Annotated in this window: 15 protein-coding genes; 8 read left to right on the top strand and 7 right to left on the bottom strand. The window is 59.6% G+C overall.

Features of this window, described 5'->3' with window-relative positions; all coding sequences use genetic code 11:
* Nucleotides 1-101: 101 nt before the first annotated feature.
* Both ACQK2G_RS15530 and ACQK2G_RS15525 read left to right on the top strand, forming a co-directional pair.
* Nucleotides 102-800, top strand: coding sequence for a cytochrome P460 family protein (locus ACQK2G_RS15530; RefSeq protein WP_425405948.1), 699 nt, complete (start codon nt 102-104; stop codon nt 798-800).
* Nucleotides 801-921: 121 nt separating this feature from the next.
* Complete coding sequence (locus ACQK2G_RS15525; RefSeq protein WP_425405947.1) at nt 922-1,311, top strand: c-type cytochrome; 390 nt, start codon at nt 922-924, stop codon at nt 1,309-1,311.
* A gap of 65 nt (nt 1,312-1,376) precedes the next feature.
* Here ACQK2G_RS15525 and ACQK2G_RS15520 read toward each other — a convergent pair whose 3' ends face one another.
* Nucleotides 1,377-2,066: an MBL fold metallo-hydrolase gene (locus ACQK2G_RS15520; RefSeq protein ID WP_425405946.1), complete on the bottom strand. Its 690-nt coding sequence runs from the start codon at nt 2,064-2,066 to the stop codon at nt 1,377-1,379.
* 275 nt (nt 2,067-2,341) lie between these two features.
* Here ACQK2G_RS15520 and ACQK2G_RS15515 point away from each other — a divergent pair, with 275 nt between their 5' ends.
* The 3 genes from ACQK2G_RS15515 (at nt 2,342) to ACQK2G_RS15505 (ending at nt 6,092) form a co-directional block, all read left to right on the top strand.
* Entirely contained in the window at nt 2,342-4,363 is a 2,022-nt protein-coding gene (locus tag ACQK2G_RS15515) for a PAS domain-containing sensor histidine kinase (RefSeq protein WP_425405945.1), read from the top strand.
* Nucleotides 4,364-4,455: 92 nt separating this feature from the next.
* Complete coding sequence (locus ACQK2G_RS15510) at nt 4,456-5,730, top strand: nucleotide disphospho-sugar-binding domain-containing protein (RefSeq protein ID WP_425405944.1); 1,275 nt, start codon at nt 4,456-4,458, stop codon at nt 5,728-5,730.
* Nucleotides 5,731-5,732: 2 nt separating this feature from the next.
* Complete coding sequence (locus ACQK2G_RS15505; RefSeq protein ID WP_425405943.1) at nt 5,733-6,092, top strand: cupin domain-containing protein; 360 nt, start codon at nt 5,733-5,735, stop codon at nt 6,090-6,092.
* Between the two features lie 25 nt (nt 6,093-6,117).
* On the opposite strand, the gene ACQK2G_RS15500 is transcribed toward ACQK2G_RS15505, so the two are convergent.
* The 3 genes from ACQK2G_RS15500 to ACQK2G_RS15490 all read right to left on the bottom strand — a co-directional run bounded on the left by ACQK2G_RS15500 (nt 6,118) and on the right by ACQK2G_RS15490 (nt 9,007).
* Nucleotides 6,118-6,912, bottom strand: coding sequence for a class II aldolase/adducin family protein (locus ACQK2G_RS15500; RefSeq protein WP_425405942.1), 795 nt, complete (start codon nt 6,910-6,912; stop codon nt 6,118-6,120).
* Nucleotides 6,913-6,979: 67 nt separating this feature from the next.
* Nucleotides 6,980-7,771, bottom strand: coding sequence for a DUF4197 domain-containing protein (locus ACQK2G_RS15495; RefSeq protein ID WP_425405941.1), 792 nt, complete (start codon nt 7,769-7,771; stop codon nt 6,980-6,982).
* Nucleotides 7,772-7,804: 33 nt separating this feature from the next.
* Entirely contained in the window at nt 7,805-9,007 is a 1,203-nt protein-coding gene (locus ACQK2G_RS15490; RefSeq protein WP_425405940.1) for a mandelate racemase/muconate lactonizing enzyme family protein, read from the bottom strand.
* Nucleotides 9,008-9,176: 169 nt separating this feature from the next.
* Between ACQK2G_RS15490 and ACQK2G_RS15485 the strand changes: the two genes are divergently transcribed.
* Together ACQK2G_RS15485 and ACQK2G_RS15480 are read left to right on the top strand one after the other, a co-directional pair.
* Entirely contained in the window at nt 9,177-10,256 is a 1,080-nt protein-coding gene (locus ACQK2G_RS15485; protein ID WP_425405939.1) for a Zn-dependent alcohol dehydrogenase, read from the top strand.
* A gap of 75 nt (nt 10,257-10,331) precedes the next feature.
* A complete protein-coding gene (locus ACQK2G_RS15480; protein ID WP_425405938.1) occupies nt 10,332-11,087 on the top strand; it encodes an SDR family oxidoreductase in 756 nt (251 codons plus the stop codon).
* Between the two features lie 65 nt (nt 11,088-11,152).
* Here the strand turns inward: ACQK2G_RS15480 and ACQK2G_RS15475 are convergent, their stop codons facing one another.
* Nucleotides 11,153-11,653 carry a hypothetical protein gene (locus tag ACQK2G_RS15475; RefSeq protein ID WP_425405937.1) on the bottom strand — a complete coding sequence of 167 codons (501 nt, stop codon included), beginning with the start codon at nt 11,651-11,653 and terminating at the stop codon, nt 11,153-11,155.
* Between the two features lie 229 nt (nt 11,654-11,882).
* Between ACQK2G_RS15475 and ACQK2G_RS15470 the strand changes: the two genes are divergently transcribed.
* Entirely contained in the window at nt 11,883-12,335 is a 453-nt protein-coding gene (locus tag ACQK2G_RS15470; RefSeq protein ID WP_425405936.1) for a tetratricopeptide repeat protein, read from the top strand.
* Nucleotides 12,336-12,390: 55 nt separating this feature from the next.
* On the opposite strand, the gene ACQK2G_RS15465 is transcribed toward ACQK2G_RS15470, so the two are convergent.
* Both ACQK2G_RS15465 and ACQK2G_RS15460 read right to left on the bottom strand, forming a co-directional pair.
* Nucleotides 12,391-12,861 carry a flavodoxin family protein gene (locus tag ACQK2G_RS15465; RefSeq protein WP_425405935.1) on the bottom strand — a complete coding sequence of 157 codons (471 nt, stop codon included), beginning with the start codon at nt 12,859-12,861 and terminating at the stop codon, nt 12,391-12,393.
* A gap of 61 nt (nt 12,862-12,922) precedes the next feature.
* Complete coding sequence (locus tag ACQK2G_RS15460) at nt 12,923-13,759, bottom strand: pirin family protein (protein WP_425405934.1); 837 nt, start codon at nt 13,757-13,759, stop codon at nt 12,923-12,925.
* Between the last annotated feature and the right edge of the window lie 295 nt (nt 13,760-14,054).

Here is a 14,054-nt window from a genome sequence, read left to right as displayed (position 1 = left end):
CACCTTCATCTCGCATGTTACGCCTGGATCATCGAAGCTTGGCCGGAGGGCAAGGGGACGCCAAGCCGGAACTCAAAAAAGATCCGGGAGTAACAAGAACCATGACAGCCAAAATTTTCGCAATCGCCGCAATGGTGTCGGTCGGCTTCGCAGCTTCTGCGCATGCCACGGACACCGATGTGCAAGGGGAGTTGAGGGCTTCCTTCTTCACGCAATTGGCCGCCGCCGACGGCAAGTGCTTCGTAGACCGTATCCGCGATGAGTGGGAAGCGGCGGGAAAGCCGAAGGTCAAGGGCTGGCATGAAGACGTCAGCGACGCGGAGGCGGAGGCCGCCTATCAGTGCATCAAGGCGAAAGCGGCGACGGCATTCGAGAAATCCGCGGAGGAGGGCGCCGCGTCATATCAGTCCTGGAAGCGGTACAATACCGGTGCCTATGTTTCGGGGACGCATGGCGGCCGTTTCGTGAACAATTTCGCGAATGAAACCGGCGCAGCCTATGGCAGATTCGAAGAGTTCGGTTCGATGCCCGTGGGCTCGATCCTGGCCAAGGACAGCTTCGGTGTGAACAAACGCGGCGAGGTGAAACTCGGGCCCCTGTTCACGATGGTCAAGAAAGAGGCGGGTTTCAACGAGAAGAGCCGTGACTGGCAATACGTCCTGATACTGCCGAATGGAAAGACGATGGGCGCGACCGGCGGCGAGAACGGCAAGAAGGTCGAATTTTGTATCGCCTGCCATGAAGCCGTCAACGAACTGGACCAGATGTTCTTCCTTCCCGACGAATACCGCGTTCGATAAGCCGCGTGCACTAAGGTAGGTATTTGGTCGCAGGGCCAAGCCTGTTAATCAGGGGATCCGCGCGCTAAATATACGCGTATGCAGTTATGCAAACCGGGTTGGAAACAATAGGGAATATGTCATGAAAGTACGGAATGCGGTTTATGCGGGGCTTGGTGCGCTGATGGCAGTCGGTATGGGCACCCCTGCAATGGCGGACGGCGATGCGGCCGCCGGCAAGAAGGTCTTTGCGAAATGCCGCGCGTGCCACAAGCTGGATGAAGGCAAGCATGGCGTTGGGCCGTCATTGTACGGCGTCGTCGGTCGCGGGGTCGCCACGGCGGACGGTTATACGAAATATTCCAAAGCGTTGAAGGAATTTGCCGACGGCAAGACCTGGGACGACGCGACCTTGGATGCGTTCCTCGAGAAACCCAAGAACCTTGTCAAAGGGACGAAGATGGCGTTTCCGGGCCTGCGTAAGCCGGAAGACCGCGCCAATGTCATCGCCTATTTGAAGTCCGCGGAATAAGCCTGTCGAGCAATCGACAGAGAGCTATTCAAGGCCGGGCGCCGCTGTTGCGGCGCCCGGCTTTTTTATCGCGCCAGTACCCGGTCTGCGACGAATTGATTGGTCCGCCTTTCATGGCCGAACGTGCTGGCCGGGCCATGTCCGGGAATGAACGTGACGTCGTCGCCCAGCGGCCACAGTTTCGTCGTAATCGAATTGATCAGGGCGGCATGGTCGCCGCGCGGGAAGTCGGTTCTTCCGATGGAACCCTGGAAGAGGACATCCCCGACGGAAGCGAGAGAAACCGCGGCATTGTAGAAAACCACATGCCCGGGCGTGTGGCCGGGACAATGCAGGACATCGAAGCTCAGTTCGCCGACCGTCACGGTCTCGCCATCGTTCAACCAGCGATCGGGCGCAAAACAGCGTGCGTCCGGCATGCCCCATTGCGGGCCGTCCTTCTCGATCGCGTCGATCCAGAATGCATCTTCAAGGTGTGGGCCTTCGATCGGAATGCCGGCCCGTTCCGACAGTTCGGCGGCGCCGCCGGCATGATCGATATGACCATGGGTGATCAGAATTTTCTCCAAGGTGACGCCCTGGGCTTCTGCCGCGGCCAATAATTTGTCGACTTCGCCGCCCGGATCGATGAATGCTGCCTTCTTCGTCTTGGTGCACCAAAGTAATGTGCAGTTCTGCTGAAATGCCGTTACTGGACAAAGCATGGCATTCAGGGGCGGTATCTCAGGATGTATATTGTCCTCATTGGTGGGCATCGTGATCAATTCCGACTGTTATTTGGTGATTATTGTCTTGGTGTTTTGGCCTTTGGGCCCTATCGTTCGTGCCGATTGTTAGTGTATCGTATGGCGCGTTCGGGATTCCGACATGGGGGGAGGAATTTCGTGAACGCGCTTAGGTCGATGGCCCATCCAAGTTGGATCGGATCGTCGTTGCAAGCGTCAAGCACAAGAAAGCATCGAAGAATGCTTCGATTGGCGTTTGTATTTATCTTGAGGGACAGTCTCCGACTGTTGGGGCTTCGTACGGAATGGGTAATAGGGAACAAGCGCTGGCCCTATTGGCCGGTTCTCATTCGGGAACCGACTTTTTCACGACAGCGGCCGAAGCGGTATGCATCGGCTTCGGTTGTGAATTGGTCGGCATCGGCTTGGTGTCCAGGGACGGCAGTGAAATCGTTCTGCTTGCACAGCACAGCCCATCCGGCGTGACGCTCGGCAAATCCTATACAATCGACGAGACACCCTGCGCGGAATTGTATCGCCTGCCGCCGGAACAGTCCTATGGCTTCATCGCGGACAGTCTGGCCCAGACCTATCCGAAGGATGTCTGCATTCAGGAGCTAGGCGCGCGAAGCTATCGCGGTCAGGTCTTCTACGACGAGAACGGCAAGGCGCTCGGCCATGTCTTCGCCATCAGTAAGGAAGCAACCCAGGATTCGCCCGACGACGAAGCCTTCTTCCGGTTGGTCAGCCAGCGGGTCGGCGCCGAGTACGTCCGCATGCGGGCGCAGCAAAGGCTTCAGATCAACCAGCGCCGATATGATCTGGCCGTCAGCCAGGCCGGTGTCTGGGATTGGGATCTGGCCAACGACTCCGTCTATTTCTCGCCACGGTTCAGTGAAATGCTGGAATTCGATCGGCCGAAATTCGACAAACTGGCGCGGCGTTTCCTGTTGCATCTGGTTCATGAGGAACAGCGCGACGAATATCAGGCCGGCTTGAAAGCGCATTTCGAGGACCCGACCCAGCCTTACAACGCCGAATTGCGGCTTCTGACCGCGCGCCATGGCTATCGGTGGTTCCACGCCCGCGGGCAAAGCATGGTGGGCGACGACGGCAAACCTGTACGCTTCGCCGGGATCCTGACCGAGATCGAGGACCGCAAGCGCGCTGAAGTGCAATTGCGGGAAAGCAAGCGGCGGCTGTCCGAGGCTCATCGCATGGCCGGGGTCGGCAGTTGGGTCGCCTATCCGGGCACCGCCATCATGGAATGGCAGGAATCGGACGTTACCCTTTTCGGCGATTTGCCGGGACAGGAAATCACCGTCGACCAGTTTCTCGCCCGTGTCCATGAAGAGGACAGGATCAGCGTCGAAATCGCGTTGGATCACTGCCTGCGCCGAGGTCTGGCTTTCGATCTGGTCCACCGGTTCCAGACGCCGGACGGCGGGCGGCGATGGCTGCATCAGCACGCGGAACCGGAATTGAACGCCGCCGGTGAAGTGGTTTGCGTGAAGGGTTCGACCGTCGACGTGACCAAACTGAAACAGGCTGAAGAAAGCCTGCGGCGCGCCAAGGAAGAGGCGGAATACGCCAACCGCGCCAAATCGGAATTCCTGGCGAATATGAGCCATGAATTGAGAACGCCGCTGAACGCGGTCATCGGGTTCGGCTCGCTTCTGTCGCAGGAGGTCTACGGCGCCCACAGTGATTCCCGGTATCAGGAATATGCCGAGGATATCTGCGCATCGGGTCAGCATCTGCTGGACCTGATCAACGACATCCTCGACGTCGCCCGGATCGAGGCCGGGTCGATGGAACTGGAAGAATATGAGCTGGACCTGAAGGGTATCAACGCGACCTGCCTGAAACTGGTCGGCGGCCGCGCCACCAAGGCGAATTTGACGATCGAGACCAAGGTCGAACCGGTCGGTCTGCGTCTCTATGCGGATGGAAGGCGGGTGAAACAGATTCTGATCAACCTGCTTTCCAATTCGGTGAAGTTCACCCCGTCCGGCGGTGCGATCACCGTGATGTGGCGGTTGGACGCCGACCGCGTCGTCCTGGAAGTCGTCGATACCGGGGTCGGTATCGACGAAAAAATACTGCCGCGCCTGTTCGAGCCCTTCAGCAGGGGCGAGGACTCCCTGACGCGGGAATACGAAGGCACGGGACTGGGCCTCTCCCTGGTGCGCAAATTGACCCTGCTGCATGACGGCGATGTCGTGGTGAAGAGCAAGCCGGGCGCCGGAACCACCGTGCGCGTCTCCTTCCCGCCGGAACGGACCATCATGCCGAATGTCGCGCTCGCCTCGGCCGCCAGCGGATGATTTGATTTGCCGTTTCCCGATCGACCGGTGCAACCCCGGCCTGGAACGGCACTGTTTGAAGATCGCTACCGCATGGATGAGGCTGTATTCGCATGAAGACTTTTGCCTTTTTCCCCGAGGCCGCCTTTGGTCCGGCGCTCAATTCCGTCGGCATCGCCCAGGCGATAGAAGCGCGTGGGCACAAGGCCGTCTTCCTCTCCGATCCCGGCTTCCTGGAAGTCTACCAGGGCTATGGTTTCGACGCCTATCCCGTGAACCTGTCGGAACCGATGCCGCCCGAACAGATGGCCAAGTTCTGGGAGGATTTCATCAACGGTCATATCCCGAATTTCCGCAAACGCCCGATCGACCAGATCGACAACTACGTCAAGGAATGCTGGGAAGCGATCGTCGACAGCGCCAAATGGGCGCAAAAGGATCTGCCGGGTGTCTTGGACAGTATCCAACCGGATGTCATTTGCGTGGACAATGTCATCCTGTTCCCGGCCATCAAACAGTTCGGCAAACCCTGGATACGGATCATTTCCTGTTCGGAGAACGAGATCGAGGATGAAGGCATCCCGCCGCATCTGTCAGGATGCGCCGCCGGGGACACGGCATGCCACCAGGCTTTTCGCGACCGTTTCAACACGGTGATCAAACCGATCCATGACGATTTCAACGCGTTCCTGAAGGAGTGCGGCGAGGAAGCCTATCCCCTGGGGCAGTTCTTCGAAGCATCGCCATTTCTGAACCTGCTGCTCTATCCCGAGCCGGTGAAATTCGAGCGGTCGGTGCCGCTGGACCCCGCGCGCTTTCAGTATTTGGAAGGATGCGTGCGCAAGGAGGAACCCTATGAAGTTCCGTCCTTCAATGCCAATCAGGACGGGCCCTTGCTATATGTATCCTTCGGATCCCTCGGGGCCGGCGATACGGAACTGTTGAAGCGGATCATCGATGTTCTGGGCCGTTCGCGGTACCGCGCGCTGGTCAATGTCGGTGACTATGCCGACGTCTATTCGGAAATCCCGCCGAACGTTCGGATCGCCTCCTGGTTCCCGCAGCCTTCAGTCATTCCGCAAGTGGATCTCGTCATCCACCATGGCGGCAACAATTCCTTCACTGAGTGCCTCTATTTCGGCAAGCCGGCGATCATCATGCCCTATGTCTGGGACGGGCACGACAACGCGATGCGGGTGCAGGAAACCGGCCATGGTTTCCGGTCGCCGCGCTATGATTGGACGGAGGAGGAATTGATCGGGAAGATCGAAGCCTGCCTGACGGATCCGGATATCGAGGCGCGCCTGAAGGCGACAGCCGGCCATATGCAGGCGCGCAACGGGCCGGACAAGGCGGCCGATCTTCTGACCGGTTTCGTGGGGGATTGAGCATGTCGACGCTGACCGCGACCGCGCCGCACCTGCACGGACCGTCCTCGCTGGATGATCTACTCGACTGGGGCCCGGTCGAAACCATGATCAAGGGCCAGTCCCACACCTATGGGCGGCTGATATCCAAGGGTCCGAACGGCGAATGGGAATGCGGCGTCTGGGTCTGTACCCCTGGGAAATGGGAGTGCCATGTCACCCGGGACGAATTCTGCCATTTCCTGGCCGGGCGCTGTACCTACGAACACGAAAACGGCGATGTCATTGAGGTTTCCCCCGACACCGCCGCGTTCTTTCCCAAGGACTGGAAGGGCGTCTGCACCGTTCATGAGACGGTGCGCAAGACCTACATGATCAAGTAGCGGCCCTTCCGTCGCGGGTTCACCATCAAGACATGAAGCTGGGATCCTTGCGCTGCATCAGACGCATCAGCGCGGGCCATTCGATTGGGTCGATCGTGCCCTGCTGAGCCAGGCCGTGATCCCATTGGTGGGCCGTGTGTTCGGCAACTTCGTCGGACGGAATGATCAGTTCCGCACCCGACTGCATCGCCTGGACCTGAAGCTTGCAGGCGCGCTCCAGGTAATACAGGCGACGGAAGGCCTCGCCGACCGACCGGCCGACGGTCAGCAGACCGTGATTGCGCAGGATCATGGCGTTCTTTTCACCCAGATCCGCGACCAAGCGTGACTGCTCGTCCAGGTTCGTCGCGATACCTTCCAGGTCATGATACGTGATCCGGTTGTGGAACATCATCGATTGCTGGTCCAAGGGGATCAGCCCCTGCTTCATCGACGAGACCGCGCAGCCCGCCAGGCTGTGGGTGTGGATGATGCAGACCACGTCATGCCGCGCGCCGTGGATCGCGGAATGGATTACGTAGCCGGGGCCGTTCACCGGATAATCCGACTCGTCCTGCGCCACCCCGTCCATGTCGACGCGGATCAGATTGGACGCGGTGATTTCCGAATAGTGCAGGCCGAACCCGTTGATCAGGAAAATTTCCTTGCCGAAATCATGGGAGTCGTCCGGCAGCCGCACGGTGATGTGGTTATAGACCAGGTCGGTCAAACCGAAATGGTCGATCAGCCGATAACAGCACGCCAACTGCACCCGCGCATCCCACTCGGCTTCCGAATATTGTGCCGGACGCTTCACATCCGCGATGGCCTGAATAGACATGGTTTTCCTCCCGGAGATGTATCTTTGCGGGAAGTCTAGGCCGAACGCCTTTCCGGGCCAACCAGCGCTATTGCGCAAACACCTTTTGCAGCAGGTCCGTAGTGCGCTTGGCCGGGTTCTCGCGGATCGCCGCCTCTTCCTGTGCAATGTAGTGGAACAGCCCGCCCATCGCCGCTTCGGTCGCGTGATCGGTAAGGGATGCGGTTACGTCCGGTGCGAAGGGAATGTTCTTGTATTTGCCGAGCATGGCGTCCAGCGCCTGAAACGCGCCCACATCCTTCAAGGTGCTGTCTATGATGGGCCGCAACCGGCTTTCGATATCGGCGCCGCCGACGCGCTGCAGATATTGCGTGGCCGCGTCGTTCGGCCCGTTCAGGATGCCTTTTGCATCTTCCAGCGTCATGTTGCTGATCGCATTGACCAGGACTTCCTTGGCGGCCGGCATCGCGGCCTCGGCCCCTCGGTTCATGCGCAATTCCACCTCGTCACCGAGGGAAGAAAGGCCCAGCGGTTTCATCAGGTCACGTGCCTTCTTCAGGCTGTCGGGCAGGGGAATGAAGGCGACCGGGTCCTTGAAGAACCCGTCGGTGCTGCCGAGATCCGCGGTCACATGCTCCGCCCCGACGCGCAGCGCTTCCTTCAACCCGTCGGACACTTCCGCCGAGCTCAACAGCGAACTCGCCCCGCCGGAACCGCTGTTTCCGGTGCCGGACTGCAGCAGGTTCTTGGCCTTGTCGAACAGGCCGGTTGCCGCGGCGGGCGTGGTCACGATCGTCGCACTGATCAGGATCGGGGCGATATAGCGGAACATGGCGGGGGTCTCCATCGGTTCGGGACTGCAATCGGGGACAGGCATCATTCAGCCTGCCCCGAGGTTGTACATGCAAAATTGCTAAATGTCCTCGCCCGGATTGACCGGACTTTGACCCATTTCCAAATGCAAGGGCGTATCCGTATAGGGATGGGCTTCGGCAACGTCCTCGTTCAGTTCGACGCCGATGCCGGGTTCGGTGGAGGGAATGACGTAACCTTCCTCCCATTGGACCGGTTTTTTAAGGATTTCCGCGTGGAAGCCGCCCCAGGTCTGGATGCCTTCCAGGATCAGGAAATTGGGCGTACAGGCGGCCAGTTGCGCATTGGCCGCGCCTTCGATGGGGCCGCAATAAAGATGCGGGGCGATTTGCGCATAATGCGCCTCGGCCATTCCCGCGATTTTTTTCGCTTCCAGAATGCCGCCGACACGGCCAAGGGCCATTTGCAGGATCGAAGCAGCTTGAAGCTGCAGGACGCGCGCGAATTCGTACTTGGTGGTCAGCCGTTCCCCGGTCGCGATCGGGATTGTCGTCTGACGGGCGACGCGGGCCATTTCCTCCGGCACCTCCGGCGGGGTGGGTTCCTCGAACCATAAGGGGTCATAGGCTTCGAGCCTGCGGGCGAGGCGGATTGCGCCGGCGGTGGTGAACTGCCCATGCGTGCCGAACAGCATGTCGGCTTTCGTGCCGACGGCTTCGCGGATTTTCTTCACGAACAGTTCCGACCGTTCCAGCGCCTCCAGCGATGGTTGGCGCGGGTCGAAGACCGTATAGGGGCCGGCCGGATCGAATTTCACCGCGGTAAAACCCTGGGCGGCATACTCGGCAGCCCGCTGCGCCGCTGCGTCGGGATCGGAATAGACATGGGCGGCGTCGCCTTCCCGGGGATAGATATACGTGTAGGAGCGGATGCGTTCATGCACTTTGCCGCCGAGCAATTCGTAGACGGGCTTGTCGGTCGCCTTGCCGATAATATCCCAACAGGCAGTTTCGATCCCGCTCAGCACGCCGATCAGGCTGGCATCGGGCCGCAGCGTGTAGCCGCTGCCGTAGGTGCGGCGCCATAGAGTTTCGATCTTGAATGGGTCTGCGCCGATGAAATGCCTGTCGATGACGTCCTGCGCCATTTTGGCCACCGTATGAGGCCCGAAGGTCGCACAATAGATCTCGCCATATCCGACAATGCCGGTATCCGTGACCAGCTTCACGAACAGAAAGTAACGGCCGCCGAAATGGGGCGGGGGATTGCCGACAACAAAGGTCTTGGCGTCAGTGATTTTCATTTTGATTTCCTGGGTTTCGGTCTCGGTTGCGGCCTTGGTAGCGTGATTTCTGTCGCGCATGGGATGAAACTTCTTCACCCACCGCAACAAAATTCGTGGTGTAGAAACTCAATTCCAAACCATTCAGTTACGACCAGCGCATGACGCGCACAAATTGGAGTCATCAAATATGAAGGCAGCCGTTTGCCGCGAATTCGGGCAACCCCTCGCCATTGAGGAAATCGATCTGCTTCCCGCTGGACCGGGCGAAGTCACGGTAGATATCAAGGCCTGTGCGATCTGCCACAGCGATATCTTTTTCATCGACGGAGCCTGGGGCGGCAGCCTTCCCGCGGTTTATGGTCATGAGGCCGCCGGCGTGGTGCGCTCGGTCGGTGCCGGTGTCACCGCGGTAAAGCCGGGCCAACCCGTGGTCGTCACCCTGATCCGATCCTGCGGCCATTGCATCTCCTGCATGGAAGGCATTCCTGTCGCCTGCGAGGGGGATGTGCCGCTGGACAGCGCGCCGGTGCTGACGAGCAAAGCCGGTGAGCGCGTCGTGCAGGGTATGGAAACAGGCGCCTTCGCGGAAGCCGTGACCGTTCACGAATCGCAGGTCGTCGGCATGCCGGGGGATATGTCCTTCGACGCGGCGTCCTTGCTGGCCTGCGGTGTTATCACCGGTTTTGGGGCGGTTGTGAACACGGCCAGGGTTGAGCCGGGGTCGACGGTCGCGGTGATCGGGGCAGGAGGGGTCGGCCTCAACACGGTTCAAGGGGCGGTAATCGCCGGTGCGCGAACGATCATCGCGCTGGATATCAGCGACAGCAAACTGGAGACGGCGTTGCGGTTCGGCGCGACCCATGCGGTCCAGGCGGCCGGTGGCGAAGCGGTGGAAAAGGTGCGCGCGCTGACCGACGGTCGGGGCGCCGACTATGTCTTCGTGACGGTCGGGGCGAAACCAGCCTTCCAGCAGGCCTTCCCGATGGCGGCGCGGGCCGGGGCGGTCGTGCTGGTCGGTATGCCGCCGACCGGCGTCATGGCGGAAATCGATCCGGGTACGGTGGCCGCCGCCAATCAACGGATATTGGGGTCGAAAATGGGGACCAGCCGGATCGGTGTGGATATCCCCAACCTGATTTCCCTTTATCGGCAGGGTCGCTTGAAACTGGACGAGTTGATAACGAACCGCTATCCCCTAGATGGCATAAACGAGGCGCTCGCCTCGACAAAACGGGGCGAAGCCCTGCGAAATGTCATTCTATTCTAGTCCGAACGGTGCCGTGTCCCGGTCGATCCGGGTCCAACCGCGGTGCCAGACAGCGGAAAACAGGGAGGATTTTGCATGTCGGGTAATGGCAAAGTGGCGGTGGTCACGGGTGCGGGGACGGGGGTCGGCCGTGCCGCGGCCCTGGCGCTGTTGAAGGATGGATACTCGGTGGCCCTGGCTGGCCGTCGAGCGGAACCGCTGGAAGAAACCGCCTCCATGTCGGGCGCCGGTGATCGGGCGCTCGTCGTCCCCACCGATGTTGCCGATGCCGATGCAGTGCACGCCTTGTTTGAAAAGACGGTTCAAACGTTTGGCCGTTTGGACGTCACTTTCAACAATGCCGGCATGGGTGCGCCGGCCATCGACATGGATGAGCTAAGCGTCGAACAGTGGAAGTCGGTCGTCGATGTCAACCTGACCGGCGTTTTCCTGTGCACGCGCGAAGCCTTCCGCATCATGAAGCATCAGGACCCGCAAGGCGGGCGCATCATCAATAACGGCTCTATCTCAGCACATGTGCCGCGACCGTTTTCGATCGCCTATACCGCGACGAAACACGGCGTCACCGGCATCACCAAGACGACCGCGCTGGACGGCCGCCGATACAATATCTGCTGCAATCAGATCGATATCGGCAACGCGGCGACGCCGATGACCGAACGCATGACCGAAGGCGTGCCGCAGCCGGATGGAACAACCAAGGTCGAACCGCGGATGGACGTCGCCCATGTCGGTGACGCGGTCGTTCATATGGCGTCGTTGCCGCTCGACACCTCGATCCAGACCATGACGATCATGGCGAACCTGATGCCGTTCATCGGGCGCGGCTAGGACCGGATTGTTGTTTGAAGAAAAACGCCGCGGCAGGGTCCGCGGCGTTTTTGTTTTGCGGCGGGTCAGGCGGGTTCCATTGGTGTACGGTCGATTTTATCCGTATTCTCGCCCTCAATCCGCAACAGTCTGGTCGGATGTTCCCTTAGAGGGGCATGGATGTCGCCCGGTTCGTACAAATGCGCGTCGCCCGGCTTCATGACATAGCTCTTGGTCTTTCGCACTTTGCCTGGTTTGCCGTTCGACGGCGGAACGATCATCTCCCAATCCGTCATTTCCGTTTCGCCTTCGGCCTGTCCGTAGATCGCCCAGGTCGGGCCGTGGTCATGCGGTGCGCCTTTTGCCGCCGAGCCGTAGGAATGAATGCAGATGCAGAAACCCAGATCCGGGTCCTCATAGGCGATCTTTCGCTTTTCGGTCGATGAAAGGATATAGGTCGATACGAATTCCTTATCCGCCAGGGCTTTCTGGACCAGTCCGCAAACGGCCTCCCATCCTGGCTTTCCAGGGTGATCCGTCAGGGCCTTTTTGCAGGATGCGGCGAAGCTTTCCAAAGTTGTCGACATTGTTTCGTGTTCCGATTTTTCTTAACAGGCGTTCCTCGATTCGACCGAAAGCCTATCCAAGGCAGGAAGGCTTCGAAAGGCGATAATTGTCGCGCATTGTCGGCAAAAAACTTTGATTGGGATCAACGAGGCTTGGTACGGTGATACTTGTATTGGGGGCGTATCGATAATCGGATCGGGCTGGGTGTCGGGAACCCCGGCCGGAAAATCATGTCGGAGGACTAATTTCATGCCGTTTTTTCGAACAGTTGCCGCGTCGATCATTTCCCTCGGTGTCTTGTGTTCGGCCCAAAGCTGGGCCGATGCGCCCGATAAACCGGAAGATTTCATCCGCCGTGCCATGTCGGCGATTCAGAAGAAGAATTATCGCTATGCCGTGTTCCAGTTGAAGGACGCGCTGAAGATGGACAAGAACAACGCGGATGCCTGGAACATGCTGGGCTTCAGTTACCGCATGCAGGGGGAAGAGAAATTCGATCTCGCCTGGAATGCGTACGAACAGGCTCTGACGCTCGACCCGAACCATATCGACGCCAATGAATATCTGGGCGAGCTCTATCTGATGCAGGGCCAGATGGACCTTGCGAAGGAACAATTGGCCAAGCTCGACGCCCTGTGCCCCACGGGCTGCAAGGAACGTGACATGCTGGCGAAAGCGATCGCGGACAAGGCCGGATCGTAGGAACCCGCGTATCGGTATTCCGAACGGGCTTTCAAAGTGAGCGCCTGACGATCGGCTAGAATACGCCGGCTTCCAGACCGGCGGCCATCGTCAGGCCCAATTCCTCGCATTGCGGAACGAAATCCTCGTTCCAGTCGCCGCGGCAGATCAGCGGATCCATCACCGCTTTCCAACGAAGGCCGGTGACGATCGTCTCCACACCCCGCCGGGTTCCCGTGCCGTCGTGCCCGGCACGGATGAACAGGCTGTAGGGCATCCCCTGCTTCTCTTCCAAAACCGGATAGTAACAGCGGTCGAAAAAGTCCTTCAGCGCGCCGGACATGTATCCCAGGTTCTCGGTCGTTCCCAGAATGATCGCATCCGCGATCATGACGTGATCGGGCGATGCGTCGAAGGGCGAAAGGCAGGTCAATGCAACCCCGGATATATCGGGGTTGCTTGCCCCTGCGACCACCGCATCGCGCAACCGGCGTGTGTTCGGTGACGGCGCGTGGATGACGGCCAGCAATGATTTTTTATTGCTCATGCCATCAGTCTTTACGACGCCGCCCTGCACGACAATACGGATTTCATTCAACTTACCAGTGTCAGTTTCCGAAACGGCCGCTTTCGAAATCCTGGAAGGCCTGGATCAGTTCGTCCCGTGAATTCATGACAAAGGGACCGTAACGCGCCACCGGCTCACCGATGGGTGTTCCTTCGCCCAGGAACAGGGCGGCGCCTTCCGGCCCGGCGGCCAGCCGCGTTTCGCCCGTGCCGGCCAGGACGGCCAGCGACGGGGCCTGTGCCTGCTTGTCGCTGCCCAGGTTGTCGCTTCCCGAAACCGAACCCTCGTACAGGCAGAAGAAACTGTTCCGGCCTGCCTCCGGGTTGAACGACCAGGTCGCATTCGGTTCCATTTCAATCCGCAACAGTCGGATCGGCGTGTGGGATTTGGCGGGACCGGCCGCATCTCCATAGGATCCGGCGACAACGTGGACGCGGACGCCGTCTTCCTCGACCACTGGGATCGTGTCGACGGTGATGTCCTGATATCCCGGCGCTTTCATCTTGTCGGCAGCCGGCAGGTTCACCCAAAGCTGGAAGCCTCGCATCCGGCCTTCGATCTGTTCCGGCATCTCCGAATGAATGATCCCCCGCCCGGCGGTCATCCACTGGACATCGCCCGGCCCGATCACACCCTCGCCGCCGGTAGAATCGCGGTGCCGCATCTTGCCGTCGAGCATGATGGTTACCGTCTCGAAACCGCGATGCGGATGTTCGGGAAACCCACCGATATAAGCGCCCGGATCCTCGTTGTCGAAACGATCCAGCATCAGGAAGGGGTCGATCATATCGACCTGCGGCGTGCCGATCATCCGGGTCAGGCGCACGCCCGCGCCGTCCGAGGTCTCCATCCCGGGGACCAGTCTGGCGATATGCATGTCTTTGCTCCTTGAATAAGCGTTCGACCGAAGAGATTGTGTCCGCCGCACGAGTTATCCAGTAGCGCTTTGGCGACGAACGGAAACAATAATTTTCTGTTTTCGGGGCCGTTTCGCAGGAACGACCGCGCCGGCAATGCCGCACCAGTTTATACGGATTTGCGCCGGTGCCTGAATCGGGAGAGCTTGGCTGCGCTTGCCATTGGCCGTCGACGCTCATTTGAACGCCTATTTGATCTAGGGGCGCTCGTCGCCTATGACAGGCCTCAAGCCTGAACGATGCAATTGCCGGTCT

The sequence above is a fragment of the Hwanghaeella sp. genome (genome assembly GCF_965227365.1).
In the GTDB taxonomy this organism is placed as follows: Bacteria; Pseudomonadota; Alphaproteobacteria; order UBA8366; family Aestuariispiraceae; genus Hwanghaeella.
The sequence above is the reverse complement of the archived record's forward strand: the minus strand, read 5'-3'. Positions and strand labels throughout refer to the sequence as shown.